Here is a 21,610-nt window from a genome sequence, read left to right on the forward strand (position 1 = left end):
CTCGGGCGGATCATCACCCTCTGGATCGATATATAGCTCGCCCGATTGATCCATCCGCGCCAGCTTGGAGCCTTCGGGCACGAATATCATCTCGAACGGTTCCGTGATCGTCTGGCGCAGCGGCTCCAGGGTGACGACGCTCTGCTGCACGACCGTCGCCACGACCCGCCCGGTGACCCGCACCCCTTCGTTCCGCCACTGCACAACGCGGAGATCGCCGACAAAGGTCTCCACCGCCGAAATGTCGAGATCGCGAGCCAACGCCTCACGCGCGGTTGCGTCGGCCTCGAAGCGGACAGGCATGCCATCGCGCGGCAGTTTGAGCGGCGATATGGGATATCGGATCGCCTGGGGCCCCACAAATTCCCCGCTCATGCTGCGCCTCCCTGCTCACCGGTCTGGAGGCTTCCCGAAAGTATCGCGGTGGCCGTCGTCGCCTGGAATCGTGTTCTCATCCCCGTCATGTAGGTTGCAAGCCGCAGGGCCGCACCCTCCGCCGCCTCGGCGGGAACCACGCGCTTCTGGAGCGCGGCGACGAGGTGCGCGAGCGGTGCTTGGGACCCATCGAGCGCCGCGTCATAGGCGGCGACGCGCTCGTAGAAAATGCCGGCCAGCTTACGCATGCGCTTGGGAACCGAGGGATCGCCCACGCCCAGCTCGCGGATCGATTGTTCGACATCGGCGATAAACCGATCGACGACGTCCTGCGCGATCGGCTGGAGAGCAGGCTCCTCCCGGCAACGCTTGAGAAACAGGAAGACATGGATCGACAGAGCATCGAACCGGCCCATCACGGTATCCGGGACGCCGTGCTCCAGATAGAGGTCGGGACTTCGGGCAAGCGCCACCAACTCGCCATAAAGCCGCTCGACGACTTCGCGATTACGACGATTGGTTCTCAGTCGTTCGAACATGGCGGGGTCCGATGGGTTTGGGGCGATATCACTGGGGCGGGTGCCACAGTGCCGAACCGATTGCAACGCCGCCGAAGGTGCTTTACCTAGTCCGACCGGCTCGGTTCGAAAGGCGGTCGACGAGATCGCCGCGCCCTCGCGGCGCGTTGGAAATCACCTTTATCCGCAGCAGCCTACGGGGAGCGACGTCACTACCGGTGGCCTCAAGGAGAATGATCAGCGTGAACCCATCCGCCTGTCTGAAGCGATCGATGCTCGCCTCCGCCGCCGTCGCGGCGATTCTTGCCCTGTCAGCGTGCTCGACCAGCGAGATCCTGAACCAGGGCTATGTCGTCGACGAAAAAAGCCTCGAGCTGGTCCCGGTCGGCTCCAGCCGCGAACAGGTACTTCTCGCACTCGGTTCGCCCTCGACGACGGCGACGTTCGACACCGAAGTGTTTTATTACATTTCCCAGAAGCGCGTGCGGCCAGTGGCGTTCATGCAGCCTCAACTGGTCGACCAGAAGGTGCTTGCGGTTTACTTCAATGCGGACGGACGGGTCGAGCGGATCGCCGATTACGGTCTGCAGAACGGCCAGCTCTTCGACTTCATATCGCGCACGACGACGACAGGTGGCAAGGATCGCACGTTCCTCGGGCAGATCCTGAGTGATACCGGCAGTGGCGGGCCGGGTATCCGCCTCTGACGAGCGCCAGTCGGTCGGCATGAAAGAGCCCCGCGAGCGATCTCGCGGGGCTCTTTCGTTTTTGCGCCTCAGCCCAGGATCAGCTGTGGGCGAGCACCGCCAGAAGCAGCAGCGCGACGATGTTGGTGATCTTGATCGCCGGATTGACGGCCGGGCCCGCCGTATCCTTGTAGGGATCGCCGACCGTGTCACCGGTAACCGAGGCCTTGTGCGCCTCCGATCCCTTCATGTGCTTGGTGCCCGAGGCGTCGACGAAACCATCCTCGAAGGATTTCTTCGCATTGTCCCAGGCGCCGCCGCCGGACGTCATCGAGATCGCGACGAAGATGCCGGTGACGATGACGCCGAGCAGCATCCCTCCCACCGCCGAGAAGGCCTGGCTCTTGTCGGCGATCAACAAGACGCCGAAATAGACCACGATCGGCGCCAGAACCGGCAGCAGCGACGGCACGATCATCTCCTTGATCGCCGCGCGGGTCAGAAGATCGACCGCCCTTGCATAATCGGGCCGCTCCGTTCCGGCCATGATGCCCGGCTTCTCCCGGAACTGCCGACGAACTTCCTCGACCACCGAACTCGCCGCGCGGCCGACCGCCGTCATCGCGATCCCGCCGAAGAGAAACGGAATCAGTCCGCCGAGGAACAGGCCGACGACGACGAAGGGGTTGGTCAGGGCGAAGTCGAGTTCGACGCCCTGGAAATACTCAAAACCCTGCCCTGCATTGGCCTGCTGTATGAAATATTGCAGATCGTAGTTGTAGGCCGCGAACAGCACCAGCGCGCCGAGACCGGCCGACCCGATCGCATAGCCCTTGGTGACGGCCTTCGTGGTGTTGCCGACGGCGTCGAGTGCGTCGGTCGAACGGCGGACATCGGCTGGCAGGCCGGCCATTTCGGCGATGCCGCCGGCGTTGTCGGTCACCGGGCCGAAGGCATCGAGAGCGACGATCATGCCAGCGATCCCGAGCATCGCGGTCACGGCGATGCCGGTACCGTAGAGGCCGGCGAGCTGGTAGGTCGAGATGATGCCGGCGACGATGACGATCGTTGGCAGAGCGGTCGCCTCGAGCGATACCGCGAGGCCCTGGATGACGTTGGTACCGTGGCCCGAGACGGACGCCTCGCTGATCGAACGGACCGGGCGGAAGCCGATCCCTGTATAGAATTCGGTAATCCAGACGATCAGCCCGGTGACCACGAGGCCGATGATGCCGCTGAAGAACAGGTTCAGGCCGTTGATCGTCACGCCATCCGTCGACTGGCCGATGTCGCCGAAACCGATCGTCGCCCAGGTCGCGACCGCCAATCCAACGACCGACAGCAGCGTCGTTGCCCACAGGCCCTTGTAAAGGGCGCCCATGATCGAACCGTTCGAGCCAAGCCGGACGAAGAACGTGCCGACGATCGACGTGACGATGCAGGCACCGCCGATCGCCAGCGGGTATGCCATCACGCTTTCGATGATGTCGGATCCGGCGAAGAAGATCGCGCCGAGCACCATCGTCGCGACGACGGTGACCGCGTAGGTCTCGAAGAGATCGGCCGCCATGCCGGCGCAATCGCCGACATTGTCGCCGACATTGTCGGCGATCGTCGCCGGGTTGCGCGGATCGTCCTCGGGAATGCCGGCTTCCACCTTGCCGACGAGATCACCGCCGACATCCGCGCCCTTGGTGAAGATGCCGCCACCCAAGCGCGCGAAGATGGAGATCAGCGACGCGCCGAAACCAAGCGAGACGAGTGCGTCGATGACGGTTCGGTCGGACGCAGCGAAGCCAAACTGAGATGTGAGAACATAGAAATAGACGGTTACACCCAGCAGGGCGAGGCCCGCCACCAGCATTCCGGTGATCGCCCCGGACTTGAAGGCAATGCCGAGACCGAGGCTCAGAGAGCGCGAGCACGCCTGGGCGGTCCGGACATTGGCGCGCACCGACACGTTCATGCCGATGAAGCCGGCCAGACCCGACAAGACCGCGCCGATGAGAAAGCCGCCCGCGGCATAGGCCGACAGGAGCAGCCAGGTGATGATGGCGACAACCGCGCCGACGATCGCGATCGTGGTGTATTGGCGCAAAAGATACGCCTGAGCGCCCTCCCGAATCGCACCGGCGATCTCCTGCATTCGCGCCGAGCCCTGGTCGGCCGTCATGACCGATCGGGTGGCCCAAATCGCGTAGACCACAGCCAGTAGCCCGCACAGAGCCACAATAAGTAGGATTGTCGGCATGCTGTTCCCTCACTCCTCGCCAGAGACGTTCCGGCGACTTCCCCAATTCGTGCCGACGAGAAAGGAATTTCATTCCCCGCCCCGCAAGGCGACCGGGAGGTTATAGGAGGGCCGGATGCCGTCAAGCACGGAGATTGGTCAAAAGGGCGAATTCACGCCCGCGGCTGCGTCCGCGGGGCGAAACGGGACTGCACGACCAAGGCCACCAGACAGAGCGTCACGATCGGGAAGATCACGACATTCATCGCCTCCCAGCCCGCCGCGACGAAGGTCCGCCCGGACATGAAGGACGCGAAGGCGACGGTGGAAAACAGCACGAAATCGTGCGCCCCTTGCGTCTTGTTCTTCTCCGCGGGCCGATACGTCTCCGCGACCATCGCCGTTGCGCCGATGAATCCGAAATTCCAGCCGAGGCCGAGCAGCGCGAGACCGATCCAGAAGTTCCAGACCGCGAGACCGGCCATGAAAATGCCGCCACTCGCCGCAAGCAGCAAAAGCCCGGTCGCCACGATGACCTCTCTTCCGAACCGGGCGATGAGGCGGCCGGTAAAGAAGCTCGGCCCGAACATCGCAAGGACGTGCCACTGAATACCCAGCACGGCCACGTCCTGACTCAGCCCGCAGCCGACGATCGCCAGCGGCGCGCCGGTCATGACGAAGCTCATTACCCCATATGTGCCAACGCCGCACAGGAGCGCGACCAGGAAGCGCGGCTGCGCGACGATCTCGGACAATGGCCGCGCCGGTATCGCATCGTCCGGATGGGTTTCCTCTGGGCCATCGGGAATTCGCAGGAATGTCAGGATCCCGGCCCCGAGGATCCCGAGGATGATTACCCCGACGAACGCCCCGGCGAAATTGACCGGCAGAAACAGGCCGTCCGTCAGTCGCACCGTCTGCGGTCCGATCACGGCGGCCAGGATGCCACCGGCAAGCACGATCCCGATAGCCCGCGGTTGATACGTTCTGGAGGCGCCGTCGGTGGCGGCAAAGCGATATTGCTGGGTGAAGGCGCCGCCGACGCCGATCAGCAGCAAAGCCAAGGCGAACAGCCAGAAATTGCCGCCGAACAAGGCAAGGGTCGCGACCAGGCCGCCGGTGGAGGTGACGAGCGCCCCGGAAACGAAACCAAGCCGCCGCCCGACGGCCCGCATGAGCGCAGCCGCCGGCAAGGCCCCTAGCGCGATACCGAGATTGAACCCGGTTACCGGGAGCGTCGCCAGCGATTTGTCGTCGAGGAGGAGCCACGCACCGGCGAGGCCACCGATCGAGATCACGACCGGCGCCGCGCCTCCAACCAGAGCTTGCGCGCCCGCCAGGATCAATGCGTTGCGGCGCACGACCCGTTCACCGAGCGAGAGGATCGCCGCTTTCTCCATCAGTCCTGCGAGCCCTTCGCACCTTTGGCGTCCTTGCCCCTGCCCTCGCCGCGTTCGGCGCGTGCGACGCGGTCGAGGACCGCATTGACCAATCCCGGTTCGTCGTCGTTGTAAAACGCCTTGGCGACGTCGACATATTCCGAGACGATGACGGCAACCGGAACGTCCTTGCGATTGATCAATTCGTAAGTTCCGGCGCGCAGGATCGCCCGGAGCGTGGTGTCGATGCGCGACAGCGGCCAATCCGCGGGCAACGAGGCGTGGATGCGCGGGTCAATCGCCTTTTGGCTTCGCACGACGCCTGAGACGACATCGCGGAACCACGCCGCATCCGCGTCGCGGTAGGTGTTCCCATCAATCTCCTGGCCGAGCCGGTATCCCTCATACTCCGCTACCGTCTCCAGCAGACCGGTGCCGCCCACATCCATCTGGTAGAGTGCCTGCACGGCGGCGAGTCTTGCCGCGCCGCGCTTGTTGGCGGGCTTGACGACGCGCGGCTGTGGCTCTGTCCCGGCCATGATCTCAGGCCCCCAATTGATCGCGGAGCGCGATCATCCGTAGCGCCGCGCGGGCGGCAGCGCCGCCTTTGTCCTTGCGACGAAGGTCGGCGCGATCGAGCGCCTGCTCCTCGGTCTCGACGGTCAGTATGCCGTTGCCGATCGCGACATTCTCGTCGATCGACAGCGCCATCAGTCCCCGCGACGACTCGTTGGCAACGAGTTCGAAATGATAGGTCTCGCCGCGGATGACACATCCGAGCACGATGAACCCGTCATAGTCGACCCTACCCTCGTCCGCGCCGGCGAGAGCAAATCCAACGGCCGCTGGTGCTTCCAGCGCGCCTGGCACACTCACGACATCGAAGGTCGCGCCGGCTTTGTCGAGCTCGGCCGTGGCCCCCTCGATCAGCAAATCGGCGATGTGATCATAGAACCTGGCCTCGACGACGAGGAGATGCGGCTTGGATGCCATGGGTGTTCCTTCCTGGCGGTCGGGCATTCCGGCAGACGGGGGCGCGGCGCGGGCGGAATTTCGCCGCAGGGAGTTCGCGTGGTTGCGTTGTGGTGACCGGTCGGTGCTTGTTAGAAATTCCCGGCAGCGAACCACCGCCGCTAGAATGCGGTCGAGTTTGCGCCGAACAGGCGCTCGGCATAGCGCGCAATCTGGTCGACCTCAAGATTGACCGCGTCGCCTCGGTTTCGCGCGCCCCAGGTGGTGACCTCCAGCGAATGGCGGATGAGCAGGACGTCGAAGCGATCGTCGGCGACGTCATTGACCGTCAGCGACGTGCCATCGAGACACACCGATCCCTTTCTGGCGATGTATCGCTTCAGATCATGGGGCACGCGCAGGCGGAACCGGACGGCTTCGCCCTCCTCCTCGACGGCGACGATTTCGGCCAGACCGTCGACATGTCCGGAGACCAGATGCCCCCCGATTTCGTCGCCGATTCGCAGCGAGCGCTCCAGATTGATAACGGTGCCCTCTTCCCACTGTCCCGCGGTGGTCAGGCGCAGCGCCTCCTCCCAAGCCTCGACTTCAAACCAGCCACCGTTCGAGCCTTGGCCGGGCAGAGCCGTCACCGTCAGGCAAACCCCCGAACACGCGATCGACGCGCCAATGGCGATCGACGCCGGATCGTATATGGTCGCGATCCGGAAGCGGCGCCCCAAATCCAGCCGTTCCACGCGGTCGATCCGACCCTTATCCGTGACGATACCGGTGAACATCAGGCTTCCCTCCGGGCGAACTCGAACGAATGGTCGCCGCCAAAGCGATACTCACGAATCAGGCGAAAACGTCGCCGCGCCGCCGCGACATCGATCGGGCTCGCGATACCGTCGTCGCCGATGTCGGCCTCGCCCCGCAAAAGCACAAGCCGATCAACGAGGTTCTCGTCGAGGAACGCCGCCGCGGTCTCGGCCCCGCCCTCGACCAGAACGCTCGACATGCCCCTAGCGGCGAGATCCTCCAGAAGTTCGGGGAGCGCGATCCGGCCGGTTCGCGGATCGGCTTCACAGGCGACGTATCCGACGCCGGCCGCAGCCAACGCCGCGCGCCGGTGCGGATCCGCATCGGCGAAGGTGGCGATCAGCGTCGGCGTTTCCCTTGCGGTTCGCACGATGGCCATCTCTGCCGTCGTGCGTAATCGCGGATCGAGCACGACACGGGTTGGCGAGCGGCCGGCGAGCCCGGGCAACCGGCAATCGAGGCGCGGATTGTCCGCAAGGACGGTCCCCGCTCCGACCAGGATGGCGTCGTGTCGTGTGCGCGCCAAATGAGTCTGGGCATTGGCGATCGGACCGGTGATCTTCACCTGTCCCCGCCCCTTCGATCCTAGCTTTCCATCCGCCGATAGCGCCAGCTTCAATGTCACTTCGGGGCGTTTTTCGCGATGCCGGTTGAGATATCCTGAGACCGTCTCCGCGGCCTCGCCCGCCATCAACCGGCGCGTTACGGCCAGGCCGGCGGCCTCGAGAATGGCGTGCCCCTTGCCGTCGACCCGCGGATCCGGATCGGCGGCGGCCGAGACCACCCGCGCAATGCCGGCGGCAACCAGGGCCTCTCCGCAGGGCGGCGTCCGCCCATGATGGGCGCATGGCTCGAGCGTCACATAGGCCGTTGCTCCCTCGGCCAGCGCTCCGGCCTCGGCCAGCGCCACCGGCTCGGCATGCGGCCGACCACCGATCGCGGTGACACCGCGCCCGACGATGCGTGGTCCCTCGCCGTCGTCACGAACGATCAGGGTCGCGACGGAGGGATTGGTCGCGGTCTGCCCGACATGGCGCATCGCGTAGCGAATGGCGGCGGCCATGAAACGGTGATCTGCCGCCGTGGCCACCCCGCCCGCCGATGGTCCGATTGGAGCGTCAGCCGTCATCGGTCGATTCCGATCCGATCGGCTGTCATTCTGGCTTCTCTGCGATACCCGACGAATCCGCCCGGGCCAGTTCGCCGATCAACGACTGGAAATCCTTGGCCTCGCGAAAATCACGGTAGACCGACGCGAAACGGACATAGGCGACGTCGTCGAGTTCCTTCAGCGCCTCCATCACCATCTCGCCGATCGTATCGGACGGAATATCCTGCTCGCCGGACTGTTCGAGGCGACGGACGATGCCCGAGATCAAGCGTTCGATTCGCTCCGCTTCGACGGGTCGCTTGCGCAACGCCACCTCGATGGATCGGGCCAGTTTGTCGCGGTCGAACGGGACTTTCTTGCCGGACTTCTTCAGGACCTGAAGCTCGCGGAGCTGGATGCGTTCGAAGGTCGTGAAGCGACCATTGCAATCGGGACAGACGCGCCGACGGCGAATCGCGCCCCCGTCTTCGGCCGGACGCGAATCCTTCACCTGACTATCCTGCGAGCCGCAATAGGGGCAGCGCATGGGGCCCTCGTCACTCGTAGCGGCGCCCGGCGTCTGCCGCCGGGCGCCCGATTAAAATTCGTTGAGTCTGAAGACGCGCGGCGGCGCGCGCCTCAGAGGTTCGGGTAAATCGGGAAGCGATCGGTCAACGCGATGACCCTGTCCTTCACCGCCGCTTCCACTGTCGCGTTGCCCTCTTCCGAATTGGCGGACTTGAGCCCGTCCAGCACCTCGACGATCATCCGGCCGACTTCCCGGAATTCCTGCACGCCAAAGCCGCGGCTCGTTGCGGCCGGCGTGCCGAGCCGGACGCCGGAGGTGATCGTCGGCTTCTGTGGATCGTTGGGAACGCCGTTCTTGTTGCAGGTAATGTTGGCCCGGCCCAACGCGCGTTCCGAGTCCTTTCCGGTCAGGTTCTTGGGGCGGAGATCGACCAGCATCAAATGCGTATCGGTACCGCCGGAAACGATATCGACACCGCCCTCACGCAGCGTCTCGGCAAGGGCTTTGGCATTGTCCGCCACCGCCTTGATGTAGGACTTGTACTCCGGCGTCAGCGCCTCCCCGAAAGCCACCGCCTTGCCGGCGATCACATGCATCAGAGGTCCGCCCTGCAGACCGGGGAAGATCGCCGAATTGATCTTCTTGGCGATCACCTCGTCATTGGTCACGACGATGCCGCCGCGCGGCCCGCGCAAGGTTTTGTGGGTCGTGGAGGTGGCGACATGGGCATGCGGGAACGGGCTCGGATGCTGACCGCCCGCGACGAGGCCTGCGAAATGCGCCATGTCGACCCACAGATAGGCCCCCACCTTGTCGGCGATGGCCCGGAAGCGCGCGAAGTCGATGCGGCGGGAATAGGCCGAACCGCCGGCGACGATGACCGCCGGCTTGTGCTCCGTCGCGAGAGCCTCGACCTGATCGTAGTCGATAAGACCCGTGTCGAGATCGAGGCCGTACTGGACGGCATTGAACCAACGCCCCGACAGATTGGGTTTGGCGCCGTGGGTCAGGTGACCGCCGGCGTCGAGGCTCATTCCCAGCAGCGTGTCGCCGGGCTTCGACAGCGCCAGCAACACCGCCTGATTGGCCTGGCTGCCGGAATTGGGCTGGACGTTGGCGTAGGCGCAACCGAAGAGCTGCTTGGCGCGCTCGATCGCGAGATCCTCGACGATGTCGACGAATTCGCAGCCGCCATAATAGCGCCGCCCCGGATAGCCCTCGGCGTATTTGTTGGTCAGGACCGAGCCCTGTGCTTCGAGAACCGCCCGCGATACGATATTTTCCGAGGCGATCAGCTCGATCTCGTGCTGCTGGCGGGAGAGTTCCTGGCGCACCGCGCCGGCCACGTCCGGATCCCGCTCCGCCAGAGTGGCGGTAAAGAAGTCCTCGAAATCGGAAGGGGCGGCAGCGCCGGAAGCCTGGCTCATTCGTGTTCTCTCCTCATCGGCCGGCGCGCGCGCCGGCTTTGCAATATCTGTCTCGGCCATATCACAGCCGTTCCGGCAGACCAATGTGCCAACCGTCACGCGAACGGGCCGGAGACTTGTCGCCTCCGGCCCGCAAAAACACGTCCCTCGAACGCCCCCGGGTGCATGGCCCGGGCGTCAGTAGCCGTCCTCGCCGCGGGCGTAGGGGTTCTGCTCGTTGGCGGCGTAGGCGGTCGCGTTGACGTCGCCCATCGCCAGCTGCTGTGCCCCATCCCGCTGATAGATGTCGTCGCGGAACTGCACCACCGCCGGATCGGTCGCCCAGGCGGTGAAATAGCTGAAATAGACCGGGATGGTCTCGGTCAGGTTGATATCCTCGCGCTCACGTGATGCGATCACCTGTTCGATGCGCTGGCGGTCCCAGCCAGGCACGTCGCGGGCGATCCAGACGATCAGATCGCGGACGTTCTGCACGCGCACGCAACCGGAGGATTCAAAGCGCAGCAGTTCGGAGAACAGGCTCTGCTGCGGCGTATCATGCATATAGACGGCGTGCGGGTTCGGGAAGTTGATCTTCACCGATGCCATCGCGTTGATCTTGCCTGGGTCCTGACGGAGAAGATACTTCACCGCCTCGTCGGTGTTCCAGTCGATCGACTGGGGCGGTATCTCGTTGCCGCTGCCGTCGAATATCCGAATGAAGTTGCGCTCCAGATAGGTCGGATCCTCGCGCATCAGCGGAATGATGTCCCGGCGAACGATCGAGGCCGGGGCGTGCCAATACGGGTTGAGGTTCAGATTTGTGATCTTGGACGTCAGGATCGGGGTCTGACGATCCACCTTGCCGACAATGGCGGTATGGCGCTGGACCACGCGCCCATTCTCGACCGCCTCGATCGAAGCGGCGGGAATGTTGACCATGACGAAGCGCGGGGCGAGATCGCCGATGTTCGACTCGATCCGGGCTATGTTGGTCTGCAACTGACCGAGACGCAGATCCGCCGGAACGTTCATGGCCTTGTAGGTATGGGTCGATACGACCCCGTCCGCCGGAAGTCCGTGGCGCGCCTGGAAGCGCTTGACCGCCGCGTCGACATAGGTGTCGAAGGCCTGCGACGCACCGGCGCTGGCCGGCAGATCGCCGGAGATGGCAAGACGCTGGCGAAGCGCCACGACCGCGGGCGACTGCACGCCTAGACGCATTGGCTGCCCGTCGGGCACCATCGGCCATCCGCCCATCTGGACGATCTGCTGGTAGTTGGCCATAGCGGCCTGCATCGACGCGACGGTGCTTGACGACAGCGTGGGAGAGTTCGACGCGACCTGGCGGACATTGGTGCCGCGCGTGTCGAATTGATCGTCCCAATTGCCACGGCTTGGCGCCTGAAGCAGATCGCTCAGGGCGTTCTGGGCCAAAACGGTGCCCGGCATCAACGCTGCGCTGGCCGCGGCCGTACCGAGAACGAAGTTCCGGCGCGTCAAGCGTTTTCCGTGAAGCCGATCGGTTGCTTTGGCCATGAGGTCCCCTCGTCAGTCTGGTTGGTCGTTCGGCGCGGCCCGCTCACCCGTGTGAAAGGTTGGCCTGCAGGCTTCGAGCGTGGGCGCTGGGCGCCGCTCCCATACGTCATGTCGGGTAAGACATCGCAATATGGCCAAAGCGTGAAGAGAGCCTGTAAAGCCCGCCACTTAGACGCGACCGCGCGCTACCGTGACGCGAAAGCCCCACCGGCCTTTGCGGAGCCGATCCGGGACGGCGCCGGGCCTTAAACCGTCTGGCATGTGCGATAGGCGCGGATCACGGATCTTTCTGAATCTGGCCAAAGCATGGGGGCGGCTTTCTGGCCGGCAGCGGGCAAGACGAAACCTTGTCGCAGAGGCGCCGCTAACCCGCGGCGGTCCGCGCGCGGAGTGCCACGACGGTAGGCGCGGCGGCTGCGGCGAACAGCGCAAGTCCCGCAAGGTCGACCCAAAGATTTGTCGGGAACATCAGTAATCCGGCGGCAACGCCGAACAGCGCGCGGCGCAGCGAGGTCACCCTGCCGCCGACCGGCTCGGTGCCCTGCAGCGCGATCGCGAAAAGGACGCAGCCAAGCGCGTAGAGGGAGGTCGTATAGGCGATGTCGATGGGCGTTCCTTCCAAAAGCAACTGCGGGACGTAGACGAAGCTGAACGGCATCAGCACTAGCGTCGCGCCGAATTTAAGCGCCGCGAAACCTGTCCGCATTGGCGGCGCATCGGCGATCGCGGCGCCGGCGAAGGCCGCCACGCAGACCGGGGGCGTGATGTTGGACAGGCACGCCGCATAGAAGACCGCCAGATGGGCGGCGACGACCGGCACGCCGAGATTGATCAGCGCCGGCGCCGCGACGACGGACAGGATGATGTAGGAGCCGGTGGTGCTCGAACCCATGCCGATGATGATCGAGACCAGGGTGACGAGGCACAGCGCCACGAACAGATGGCCGCCGGAAAAGTCGATCAGGACGGCGGAGAATTTCAGCCCGAGGCCGGCCAGCACGATGCCGCCGATGATGATGCCGAGCGTACCGATAGCCGCGCCCGCCGCCGCGTTGCCGCGGGCGCCGCCGATCATGGCCTGGGCAATCGCCTTGGGGCCCATCCGCGTGTCGCGCCGCAGCCAGGAGAGGACGGCCGCCGAAACGGTCCCCCAAAAGGCGCAGAAATCCGCGGAATAGCCCGAGAACAGGAGCCCGATCACGGTGACCAGCGGCACGAAGAACTGCCAGCCCTTGGCCAGCACCGTGCGCAAGTTCGGAATATCCTCGGCCGGCAGGCCCTTCAGATCGAGCCGGACGGCTTCGAGATCGACCATCGACAGCAGGAATATGAAGAAGACGAGTGCCGGGATGACGTTCATCAGCGCGATCGTCAGGTAGCTCGTCTCGGTCAGGGTAGCGAGAATGAAGACGCCGGCTCCCATGACCGGCGGCATGAACTGGCCACCGGTCGAGGCGATCGCCTCGATGGCGCCGGCGTCGTGGTTGCGAAAGCCGGTGCGCTTCATCAGCGGAATGGTAAAGGCGCCGGTGGTCACCACATTGGCGACCGAGGAGCCGGAGATCGAGCCGAACAGCGCCGAGGTCATCACGGCGATTTTGGCGGGGCCGCCGCGCCAGCGACCGGCAAGCGCGGTGCCGAGATCCATGAAGAAGGCACCGGCGCCGGAGCGCTCCAGAAAGGCGCCGAAGATCATGAAGGGAAAGACGAAGGTGGCGAAGGTCGCCGTGACGACGCCGAACAACGCTTCCTGAGTGGAATAGGTGAATTCCAGGATACGCTCGACCGACATGCCGGGATTGGCGAGGCGGCCGGGCAGATACTCGCCGAAATAGAGCTGGCCGAGGAAGACGATGGCGATGATCGAGATGATCGGGCCGAGCGCCCGCCGGCTGGTTTCCAGCATGGCTACGACGGCGATCGCGCCCATCACCAGATCGGTGGTGTTGGGCGATGAGACGCGGAACATCGCATAGCTGACATACTGGTCCATCCAGTACCAGACGGACGCGACGGTGGCGGCGACGAAGACGAGGTCGAGGACGCTGGGGCGATGCGAGGGCGAACCGGCCCGCGCCGGATAGATCAGGAACACCAGCACCGAGGTCAGCATCAGATAGATGCCGCGGTTGGTCTCGGTCGAGACGAGGCCGAAGCCCGAAGGGTAGAGGTAGAAGCCGGTGAAGCCGAGCGCCACCAGATTAAAGCCGAGGGCGTAGAGGCCGGTCAGGGACCGGCGTGCGCCATCGACGCGCAGCAGCCAGGATGCGTCCACCATCGTCTCGTCTTTTCGCGGTTGTACGACCCCCGCCTTCCGGACCGCCGGACGACGGGGGCATCAGCAAGGGCCCGCTGACGGGTGCCTACTTCGCCGAACCGACCTGTTCGGCATAATAGGCGGCGGCGCCGGGATGCATCGGGGCGCCGAGCGCCTCGAAATTCTCGACGTCCGGCTTCATCTGGGCCCAGGCCTTGTGGCCTTTGGCCAGCGTGTCCTGGCGCTCGTAGGCGGAGGCGACCATGCGCTTGACCACGTCTTCCGGCACCCTCTCATGAGCGACCCAATAGACGGTCGTATAGGGCATCTTCGTCGCCGGAACGCCCTTGTAGGTCGTCTCCGGCATCGTGCCGGTGTGGTAGAAGGGATAGGTCTCGTTGATCTTGGCGAGTTGATCCTCTTCATAGGGCAGCACTACGATATCGCGCGTCTCGGCGAGTTCGGTTACCGCCGCGGCCGGCGAGGACGACTGGCAGAAGGCGTCGATCTGGCCGTTGCCGAGCGCCCGGCCGGCATCGGCGAAGGTCATCATCTGCGGCTCGACCTGGTCGAGGATCCCAAGCGCCGTCAGGATATTGGAGCAGTTGAAGACGGTGCCGGAGCCCGGCGGCCCAAGCGCCACCTTCTTGCCGGCGAGATCGCTGATCGACGACACGCCGCTGTCGGAGAGCGAAACGAAGTAGGTCGGCCCCTCATAGGCCATGGCGACGCCGCGCAGCATGTCGCCTTTCGGACCGTTCTGGAACGGGCCGGTCGGCTCCTGCGCCATGAAGACGTGGCTGCCATAGACGATGCCCATGTCGAGCTCGCCCTTGATCAGGCGCTTGGCGTTTTCGGTGGATCCGCCGGTCGTCACCTGTGTAATGTTGACATCCGGCAGGTCCTTGCCGAGTTCGGTGCCGGCCACGCCGACCATATAGTACATGACGCCGCCGGGATTGGAGCCGCCCCAGGCGATGCTCGTCTTGTCCTGCGCCCCGGCGACAGACGTAAATGATGCGGTGGCGAGACACGCCGCCAGCGAATAGGCGATTGTCCTCAATGTCATCCTGTCTTCCTCCCCTTTGTAATTGTTACTGCCGAACAAAATTCTCCCGCGTCCCGGGCCTGTCGATCGAAACCGCCACCCGGTCGCCGTCGGCCGGATCGCGCGGCGATCCGAAGTCGATCCCAACACCCGCCGGCGTGCTGGTTCCGTAGACCACGATCTCGGGCCCATCCAGCAATCCGGCGCCAGGGACTCCGTCCTGTCCCAATGTCAGCAGCGTCATTTCCGCGATGCTTTCGAATTTTATCGATAAAATAAGCAAACATATGTAGAACTGCGGGTCAAGCGCGTGGGGAATGCGTGGACGGGGGCTTTCGCAATAGCCCAGTCGACCACAAGACGGCATCGGGCTCCAGCGCAGGAAAGGCTGCCAGACGCATGGATATGAACGCGGCGACACGCCCCCTGAAACCGGACACTGGCATGACGCTGACCGACGCGGCCTATCGTCAGTTGCGCACCGATATCATCGCCGGTGTGCGGCCGCCGGCCGAACGTTTGCGGATCGAGCGGCTGAGCCGGATCTACGCCGTCGGACCGACGCCGCTTCGCGAAGCGCTCCAGCGTCTGGCAGCCGACAGCCTCGTCATCGCCACCGGCAATCGCGGATTTGCGGTGGCGCCGCTCGAAGCGGCGGAATTCGAGGATCTGAACACTGCGCGCACTGCTATCGAACTGCAGATGCTGCGGATGGCGATCGAGAAGGGCGACGCGGTGTGGGAGTCCCGCGTCGTCGCTGCGGCCTACCGGCTCGGCAAGCTCGATGCCCGGATCCGGTCCGACGACCACGAGTCCTTGTCGGAATGGGAGACGGCCAACCGGGAATTCCACTTCGCCACGGTGTCGGCCTGCGGGTCGAAATGGCTCCTCAATGTCCGCGGCCTGCTGCACGACCAGTGCGACCGCTATCGCCGGGCTTCGGTCGACCTGAAACGCCATGAGCGCAACCTGGCCGAGGAGCACCGGCAAATCGCCGATGCCGTGGTGGAACGCGACGCCGACCGCGCCAGCAAACTGGTGGCGGAGCATTTCGAGCGAACCACGCGGATCCTGGTGCAGGTTCTCGACGCGGGCGACTGACAGGGCCGCAAGGAATACGCCGATACCGCCGCCGTGATCTCCCGTCAGATGCTCGAGACCGCGCGTTACCGTCTATGTCCGCGTCCCGGCCGATCACCTCGGGAACCAGTCCCGGGACGGCGTCGCGGGGGGCGTGGGCGCGTGAAACTCGCTCCGACAGGTCGCCGATCCGGAGAAACCCTTCAACATGGACCCGCGACGGGACGGCCCATGCCGGCGTTGTCGCGTTCGCGCTCGTCTATGAACTTCAAGCTCCTGTTCCCGCCGCCGCTCAAAATGACCGCGGCAAGCCGAGCACATGTTCGGCCACATAGGAGAGGATGAAATTCGTCGAGATCGGCGCGACCTGATAAAGCCGCGTCTCGCGGAATTTGCGCTCGATATCGTATTCCTCGGCGAACCCGAAACCGCCATGGACCTGCATGCAGACGTTGGCTGCCTCCCAGGACGCGTCCGCTGCCAGCAGCTTGGCCATGTTGGCCTCGGCTCCGCAATCCTGGTTGGCGTCGAATTTCCGCGCCGCCTTGAAGCGCATGAGGTTCGCCGCCTCGATGTTCACAAAGGCCCGTGCGATCGGGAACTGGACGCCCTGATTCTGGCCGATCGGCCGGTCGAAGACGATGCGTTCCCCGGCATAGGCGGCGGCCTTTTCCGTGAACCAGTAGCCGTCGCCGATGCATTCGGCCGCGATCAGCGTGCGTTCGGCGTTGAGGCCGTCGAGAATATACTTGAAGCCCCGACCCTCCTCGCCGATCAGGCTGTCGGCGGGGATCTCGAGATTGTCGAAGAACAATTCGTTGGTCTTGTGACCCACCATGTTGCGGATCGGATTGACGGTCATGCCGTTGCCGATCGCCTGCCGAAGATCGACGAGGAAGATCGAAAGCCCCTGCGATTTTCTCACGACCTCGGCCAGCGGAGTCGTGCGGGCCAGGAGGATCATCAGATCCGAATGCTGGATCCGGGAAATCCAGACCTTCTGTCCGTTGACGACGTAGCGGTCGCCCTTCTTCACGGCGGTCGTCTTGAGTTTCGTGGTGTCGGTTCCGGTGGTCGGCTCCGTCACGCCCATCGACTGCAGCCGCAACTCTCCCGACGCGATCTGCGGCAGATATTTTCGCTTTTGGTCCTGCGAACCGTGGCGCAGCAAGGTTCCCATATTGTACATCTGACCGTGACAGTGGCCCGCATTGCCCCCTGCCCGGTTGATCTCCTCCATGATGATCGACGCCTCGATCAGGCCCAGGCCGGAGCCGCCGTATTCCTCGGGAATCATCGCCGCGAGCCAGCCGGCTTTGGTGAGCGCGTCGACGAATTCCTCGGGATAGGTCTCGGCGGCGCCGTGCGCGCGATGATATTCCGCCGGAAATTCCGCGCACAGAGCGCGCAACGCGTCCCGAAGATCGTGATGATTGTCGTCCTCGATCCTGATGTCCATTCCCATTCTCCACATCCGTCCGTATTGCGGCTTCCGAACCCGCCAAACAGCGAATCTTGGCGGCGGTGGCTTGGTCGCAGCGACGGACAAAGCTTCCACCGGGCCTCGGCGCGCCGGCGAACTTGACACGCCTGTCCTACCGTCTGTTTCGCAGTCCGGCATCGATATCGATAACCGAGCCGGAGATACAGCCCGCGCGAGGCGAGGCCAGCATCGCGACGCCGCTGGCGATTTCCTCGGGTTCGGCCGGTTAGTGCTGGACGAACGCCACGTCGCCGCGTCCGGCGAGATTCCAGCGGCGACGTCCGGCCGAAGAGGACGCGAGTGTCGAAGGCAAGAGGCCCACCGGTGAAAGGCCGGGCCTGGCAACCATCAGGCAGTCACCATATGAGCAAGATACCCCACGCGCCGACGGAATGGCATGGACGCCATTGCGGTCGAGTGACCCTTTCATACGATGGCGACCATTGACGGATTTCATCGGTCGCCCTGGTCTTGCTTTGCCTCGTTCTACATGGCTGGAGGTTGGCGGACACGCAATGCGACGAGGTTACGATGAGAATCAGGGTTGCCAGCTATAACATCCGCAAGGCGATCGGGCGTGACGCCAGGCGGAACCCGGAACGTATCCTTGATCTGGTCGCCTCGCTGGACGCTGACATTGTCGCGCTGCAGGAAGCCGATTATCGCTTCAACCAACGACGAGCGATTTTTGATGCGGTCAAGATTCACGAACGCACCGGCCTTCGGCTCGCCGCGCTTGACCACGACGAGCCGGGTCTCGGCTGGCACGGCAATGTCGTCCTCATTGGCGACCGCATCGACGTGCGGCAGACGCGTTGCCTCGAGCTGCCCGGCCTGGAGCCGCGAGGCGCGGTTCTTGCCGATTTGACCGCTGGAGACCGTCCGCTGCGGATGATTGCCACACATTTGGGCCTGCTCGCCCGATACCGCTATCGACAATCGCAAGCGCTGCTCGCCGCAGCCGAACTGAACGCGGAACGCGCGACGATCATCGTGGGTGACTTCAATGGCTGGGGACGCACTCCCAACAGCCTGAGCCTGTTCGAGCAAGAGATGTCGTTGACTCCAACCGGGCCTAGCTATCCATCCCGGCGACCCCTGACTGCGCTCGACCGCATCTACCACAATGACCGTCTCGCTCTGACCGATTGCGCCGTCCTCGCCAACGGGCTCGCCCGGGTCGCTTCCGATCACCTGCCAATTTGGGCGGAGTTCGAGTTCGGTGGCGATCGGAACCCTCTCTCCACGGGCAAGATGGCTCTCGGGCCTGAGATGTCCGGGATCGGGGGCGAAGGTCCATGATGCAATGGGCTCTTGCGGTCTTCGGTGTACTGTCAGGGCTCGGCGGTCTCGTCCTGCTGGGCGAATGGCGCTATCGTCGCATTCGGCGAGACATCTTGGAACGCGAAGGCGAACGCGCCTCGCCACGACCCTCGGCGCTGCGAGACCTGGTCGAGACGCTCACTCCAGACAAGGCACGAGAAGCCGGTCACAGCGGACACGACCTTCTCCCGGACGGGCCCAAGGCCCTCGCCGCGCGGCTTGCGCTCATTGAAGCAGCAACCGACACGATCGATCTTCAATACTACACCTGGCACAGCGACCTGGCCGGACATCTGATGGCGCGCCGCGTGATCGAAGCCGCTGAGCGCGGCGTGCATGTACGCGTCCTGCTCGATGACCTCCACGCGAGCGGCACGCGCCTCTTGGTCAAGACCTTGGCGTCGCACCCGCTGGTGGCGGTGCGCATCTACAATGCCTCGATCACGCGTCGCGCATATTTCCTGCACTGGTTGTTCGCCTTCGCACGCCTCAACAGGCGCATGCACAACAAGGCTCTGGTCGTCGACGGTGCGGTCGCGATCATGGGTGGCCGCACCCTCGGCAACGCATATTTCGGCTTGGCGGAACTGATGAACTTCCGCGACTGTGACGTTTTGATCGCAGGCCCTTCTGCCGCGGCGGTCGCGACCTCGGTACAGAAGTATTGGGATAGCGAGTTGGCCATGCCGTCCTCCGCGTTCGGGGTAGAAGAACGAGCGCAATCGGCGATGGTCGACCGACACTTGGAGCTACTTCACGAGGAAATCTCCGACCAGCGCGCGGGCGTCGCCAAGGAAACGGATCCCGAAGCCGTCGCCCGGGCCGCCAATATTCCCTCGATCCAGGCGTTACTGGCCGATCTCGTCTGGTGTCCGTCAAGCATCGTAGACGACCATCCCGGAATAGCCGGACCCGACCATCGCAAGGTCGCAGGGCGTATCGCCGACCTGACCGCCGCGGCCGAAGAAACGCTCGAGATCGAATCCGGCTACCTCATTCCGGGTCGAGATGGCGTGCGCCGTTTCGCGGCGCTCGTGGATCGCGGCGTCAAGGTCCGTGTCACGACCAATTCCTTCGCCACCAATGACGTTCTCGCCGCACAGGCTGGCTACGCGAAATACAGGCATGCCTTACTCGATGCCGGCGTGGCGATCCACGAACTAAAGCTCAACGCACCGGTGCGCCGGGTAGCCTCGCTGCTGCACGGCTCCATTGCCGGCAGTCAGGCGCATGAGGACATCGCCGCCAGCTTGCACTCCAAGGTCATGCTGGTCGACGGCCGTCTATCCATGATCGGCTCTTTCAACCTCGACCCTCGCTCCGCTCTGGACAACAGCGAAGTCGTTCTTTTGGTGCAAGGGCCGGAATTCGCCAGACGCACCGCCGCATTTCTACAGGAAGGGCGATCACCGAAAGTCACCTATCATGTAACCCGCGAGGGACGGCGGCTCTTCTGGCACGACGGCCACACCAATCGCAAGCGAGAGCCCGGGATCACACGCCCGGCGGCCGCCCTGGCCGCCGTGATACGATACATGCCGATCGAGCGGCTGCTATAGCCACAACCAGGTTCTCTTCGATCGTCATATCGAAGCTTCAACCGATCCCGCGGCAGATGCGATTCGCGGCGCGATTAATCGCAACATGGCCGGCGACCTTGCAATATTTCCAACATTCTCCCGACTCGAACAGGTCGAAAATTTAGCCGACCGCCCGCGAGAGCTCGTTTAAGGTTGGCGCGCCGGCTTTGGGCAGAAGCGCTTGATGGTTGACGAAATCCCAATACGACGTCGAAATCTATCGTGAAAAACTTCACGTGGCTTAAAGTATAACTCTGAGAGATAGCCGATAAAATTTGAGATAAATTGCGTAACTACATTTCTCTTGGAAGTAAAAATGATGTGCCATTCTCCCTGAACGAACGGGGAGTAGCAACATGTCAAAATTCATTAGCAAGATGGTGGTTGGTCTTGGATTTCTGGCGGCGACATTTGCCGCGACGCCGGCCTCGGCCCAGTCGTCGGCCATGATTACCACCGGGATCACCTCGCAGCCGGTTGGACATTATGAATTTTGCAAGCGCTACCCTGGCACCTGTCAGCCAAACGCCTCGGTCGGCGTCGTGAGCCTGACCCGGGCAATGTGGACGAAGCTCGTCGAGGTCAACAACGCTGTCAACTCCGCCATCTTCCCGCGCACGGACGAGGAAATGTACGGCGTCCCGGAAGTGTGGTCATACCCCACGGTTCAGGGTGACTGCGAAGACTACGTGCTGCTGAAGCAATACATGCTCCAGCGCGAGGGGCTTCCCGCCTCGGCGCTGCTGATCACTGTGCTGCGCCAGTCGAACGGCGAAGGCCACGCGGTTTTGACGGTCCGCACCGATCAAGGCGATTACGTCCTCGATAATCTAGATGATCGCGTACTTGCCTGGGGCGATACGGATTACGAATATTTGAAGCGTCAGTCGGAACGCGATGCCGGAAAATGGCTCGCCATCGCCGACGACCGAAACATTCTGGTCGGCAGCGTCCGCTGAACTCGGCGTCCGCCCTACCCTGGAGCAGTGTGTAGGCGCGGGAGAATGTTCCAGCCGCTTTTGTCGGTCTTCAAATCCCGGTGCGGTTCTCTGACAGGCTGCTCAGGCTTTCCCCGTCCATGCCTGAACAGTCCAGGAGCCGGCCCTGCTGGAAGGGCCGGCCCTGCTATTCGCGAGCACCGATACGTCCCTCACCATGAGAGACGAGCCAGCAAACTCATCTGGACGCCGTCGCCCTATTCGAGGTCGATGTCGAGGATCGTCATGGTGAAGTGATACGACAGTTCACCCTCCTCCGTATCCTTCGCCAGCAGCCCGACGAACTCGCCGTTGAGATACACCTCGGCGGAATCAG

Annotated in this window: 21 protein-coding genes; 5 read left to right on the forward strand and 16 right to left on the reverse strand. The window is 63.8% G+C overall.

All coding sequences use genetic code 11. From position 1 onward, the window contains the following. A partial coding sequence (locus MJ956_RS10795) for a YceD family protein (RefSeq protein ID WP_253964472.1) occupies positions 1-375 on the reverse strand: 375 nt, incomplete at its 3' end. Further along, positions 372-914, reverse strand: coding sequence for a ubiquinol-cytochrome C chaperone family protein (locus MJ956_RS10800; protein ID WP_253964473.1), 543 nt, complete (start codon positions 912-914; stop codon positions 372-374). The genes MJ956_RS10795 and MJ956_RS10800, both read right to left, overlap by 4 nt. Before the next feature lie 212 nt (positions 915-1,126). Here MJ956_RS10800 and MJ956_RS10805 point away from each other — a divergent pair, with 212 nt between their 5' ends. Next, the gene (locus MJ956_RS10805; protein ID WP_253964490.1) at positions 1,127-1,600 is read left to right on the forward strand and encodes an outer membrane protein assembly factor BamE; all 474 of its coding nucleotides are present in this window, start codon (positions 1,127-1,129) and stop codon (positions 1,598-1,600) included. 79 nt (positions 1,601-1,679) lie between these two features. Here the strand turns inward: MJ956_RS10805 and MJ956_RS10810 are convergent, their stop codons facing one another. From MJ956_RS10810 to MJ956_RS10865, 12 genes are all read right to left on the reverse strand, one after another. Further along, a complete protein-coding gene (locus tag MJ956_RS10810; protein ID WP_253964474.1) occupies positions 1,680-3,830 on the reverse strand; it encodes a sodium-translocating pyrophosphatase in 2,151 nt (716 codons plus the stop codon). A gap of 152 nt (positions 3,831-3,982) precedes the next feature. Continuing rightward, entirely contained in the window at positions 3,983-5,209 is a 1,227-nt protein-coding gene (locus MJ956_RS10815) for an MFS transporter (RefSeq protein WP_253964475.1), read from the reverse strand. Further along, complete coding sequence (gene nusB / locus MJ956_RS10820; protein ID WP_253964476.1) at positions 5,209-5,727, reverse strand: transcription antitermination factor NusB; 519 nt, start codon at positions 5,725-5,727, stop codon at positions 5,209-5,211. The genes MJ956_RS10815 and nusB overlap by 1 nt, the downstream gene beginning before the upstream one ends. 4 nt (positions 5,728-5,731) lie before the next feature. Then, positions 5,732-6,181: a 6,7-dimethyl-8-ribityllumazine synthase gene (locus MJ956_RS10825; protein WP_253964477.1), complete on the reverse strand. Its 450-nt coding sequence runs from the start codon at positions 6,179-6,181 to the stop codon at positions 5,732-5,734. A 140-nt stretch (positions 6,182-6,321) separates the two neighbouring features. After that, complete coding sequence (locus tag MJ956_RS10830; RefSeq protein ID WP_253964478.1) at positions 6,322-6,939, reverse strand: riboflavin synthase; 618 nt, start codon at positions 6,937-6,939, stop codon at positions 6,322-6,324. Then, complete coding sequence (gene ribD / locus MJ956_RS10835; protein ID WP_253964479.1) at positions 6,939-8,024, reverse strand: bifunctional diaminohydroxyphosphoribosylaminopyrimidine deaminase/5-amino-6-(5-phosphoribosylamino)uracil reductase RibD; 1,086 nt, start codon at positions 8,022-8,024, stop codon at positions 6,939-6,941. The genes MJ956_RS10830 and ribD overlap by 1 nt, the downstream gene beginning before the upstream one ends. A gap of 91 nt (positions 8,025-8,115) precedes the next feature. Continuing rightward, positions 8,116-8,598, reverse strand: a complete 483-nt coding sequence (gene nrdR, locus MJ956_RS10840) for a transcriptional regulator NrdR (protein ID WP_253964480.1) — start codon at positions 8,596-8,598, stop codon at positions 8,116-8,118. Positions 8,599-8,690: 92 nt separating this feature from the next. Beyond that, on the reverse strand, positions 8,691-10,007 hold the full coding sequence (glyA, locus tag MJ956_RS10845) for a serine hydroxymethyltransferase (RefSeq protein WP_253964481.1): 1,317 nt from the start codon (positions 10,005-10,007) through the stop codon (positions 8,691-8,693). Positions 10,008-10,184: 177 nt separating this feature from the next. After that, positions 10,185-11,525: a L,D-transpeptidase family protein gene (locus MJ956_RS10850; RefSeq protein ID WP_423724836.1), complete on the reverse strand. Its 1,341-nt coding sequence runs from the start codon at positions 11,523-11,525 to the stop codon at positions 10,185-10,187. Positions 11,526-11,889: 364 nt separating this feature from the next. Continuing rightward, on the reverse strand, positions 11,890-13,803 hold the full coding sequence (locus tag MJ956_RS10855; RefSeq protein WP_253964482.1) for a TRAP transporter permease: 1,914 nt from the start codon (positions 13,801-13,803) through the stop codon (positions 11,890-11,892). An 85-nt stretch (positions 13,804-13,888) separates the two neighbouring features. Then, a complete protein-coding gene (locus MJ956_RS10860; protein ID WP_253964483.1) occupies positions 13,889-14,851 on the reverse strand; it encodes a TAXI family TRAP transporter solute-binding subunit in 963 nt (320 codons plus the stop codon). A gap of 25 nt (positions 14,852-14,876) precedes the next feature. Next, positions 14,877-15,074 (reverse strand): hypothetical protein, encoded by a 198-nt coding sequence (locus tag MJ956_RS10865; RefSeq protein WP_253964484.1) that lies wholly within the window; start codon positions 15,072-15,074, stop codon positions 14,877-14,879. Positions 15,075-15,229: 155 nt separating this feature from the next. Between MJ956_RS10865 and MJ956_RS10870 the strand changes: the two genes are divergently transcribed. Next, a complete protein-coding gene (locus MJ956_RS10870; protein WP_253964485.1) occupies positions 15,230-15,931 on the forward strand; it encodes a GntR family transcriptional regulator in 702 nt (233 codons plus the stop codon). 271 nt (positions 15,932-16,202) lie between these two features. Here the strand turns inward: MJ956_RS10870 and MJ956_RS10875 are convergent, their stop codons facing one another. Continuing rightward, positions 16,203-17,369, reverse strand: coding sequence for an acyl-CoA dehydrogenase family protein (locus MJ956_RS10875; RefSeq protein WP_253964486.1), 1,167 nt, complete (start codon positions 17,367-17,369; stop codon positions 16,203-16,205). Between the two features lie 525 nt (positions 17,370-17,894). Between MJ956_RS10875 and MJ956_RS10880 the strand changes: the two genes are divergently transcribed. The 3 genes from MJ956_RS10880 (at position 17,895) to MJ956_RS10890 (ending at position 21,255) form a co-directional block, all read left to right on the forward strand. Next, complete coding sequence (locus MJ956_RS10880) at positions 17,895-18,695, forward strand: endonuclease/exonuclease/phosphatase family protein (protein WP_253964487.1); 801 nt, start codon at positions 17,895-17,897, stop codon at positions 18,693-18,695. Continuing rightward, positions 18,692-20,275: a phospholipase D family protein gene (locus MJ956_RS10885; RefSeq protein WP_253964488.1), complete on the forward strand. Its 1,584-nt coding sequence runs from the start codon at positions 18,692-18,694 to the stop codon at positions 20,273-20,275. Before MJ956_RS10880 ends, MJ956_RS10885 begins: the two co-directional genes overlap by 4 nt. Positions 20,276-20,652: 377 nt before the next feature. Next, positions 20,653-21,255: a transglutaminase-like cysteine peptidase gene (locus tag MJ956_RS10890; protein ID WP_253964489.1), complete on the forward strand. Its 603-nt coding sequence runs from the start codon at positions 20,653-20,655 to the stop codon at positions 21,253-21,255. Positions 21,256-21,491: 236 nt separating this feature from the next. Here the strand turns inward: MJ956_RS10890 and MJ956_RS10895 are convergent, their stop codons facing one another. After that, positions 21,492-21,596, reverse strand: a complete 105-nt coding sequence (locus MJ956_RS10895; protein WP_423724837.1) for a DUF3126 family protein — start codon at positions 21,594-21,596, stop codon at positions 21,492-21,494. Positions 21,597-21,610 lie beyond the last annotated feature (14 nt).

The sequence above is a fragment of the Aurantimonas marianensis genome (genome assembly GCF_024195285.1).
Taxonomy (GTDB): Bacteria; Pseudomonadota; Alphaproteobacteria; order Rhizobiales; family Rhizobiaceae; genus Aurantimonas; species Aurantimonas marianensis.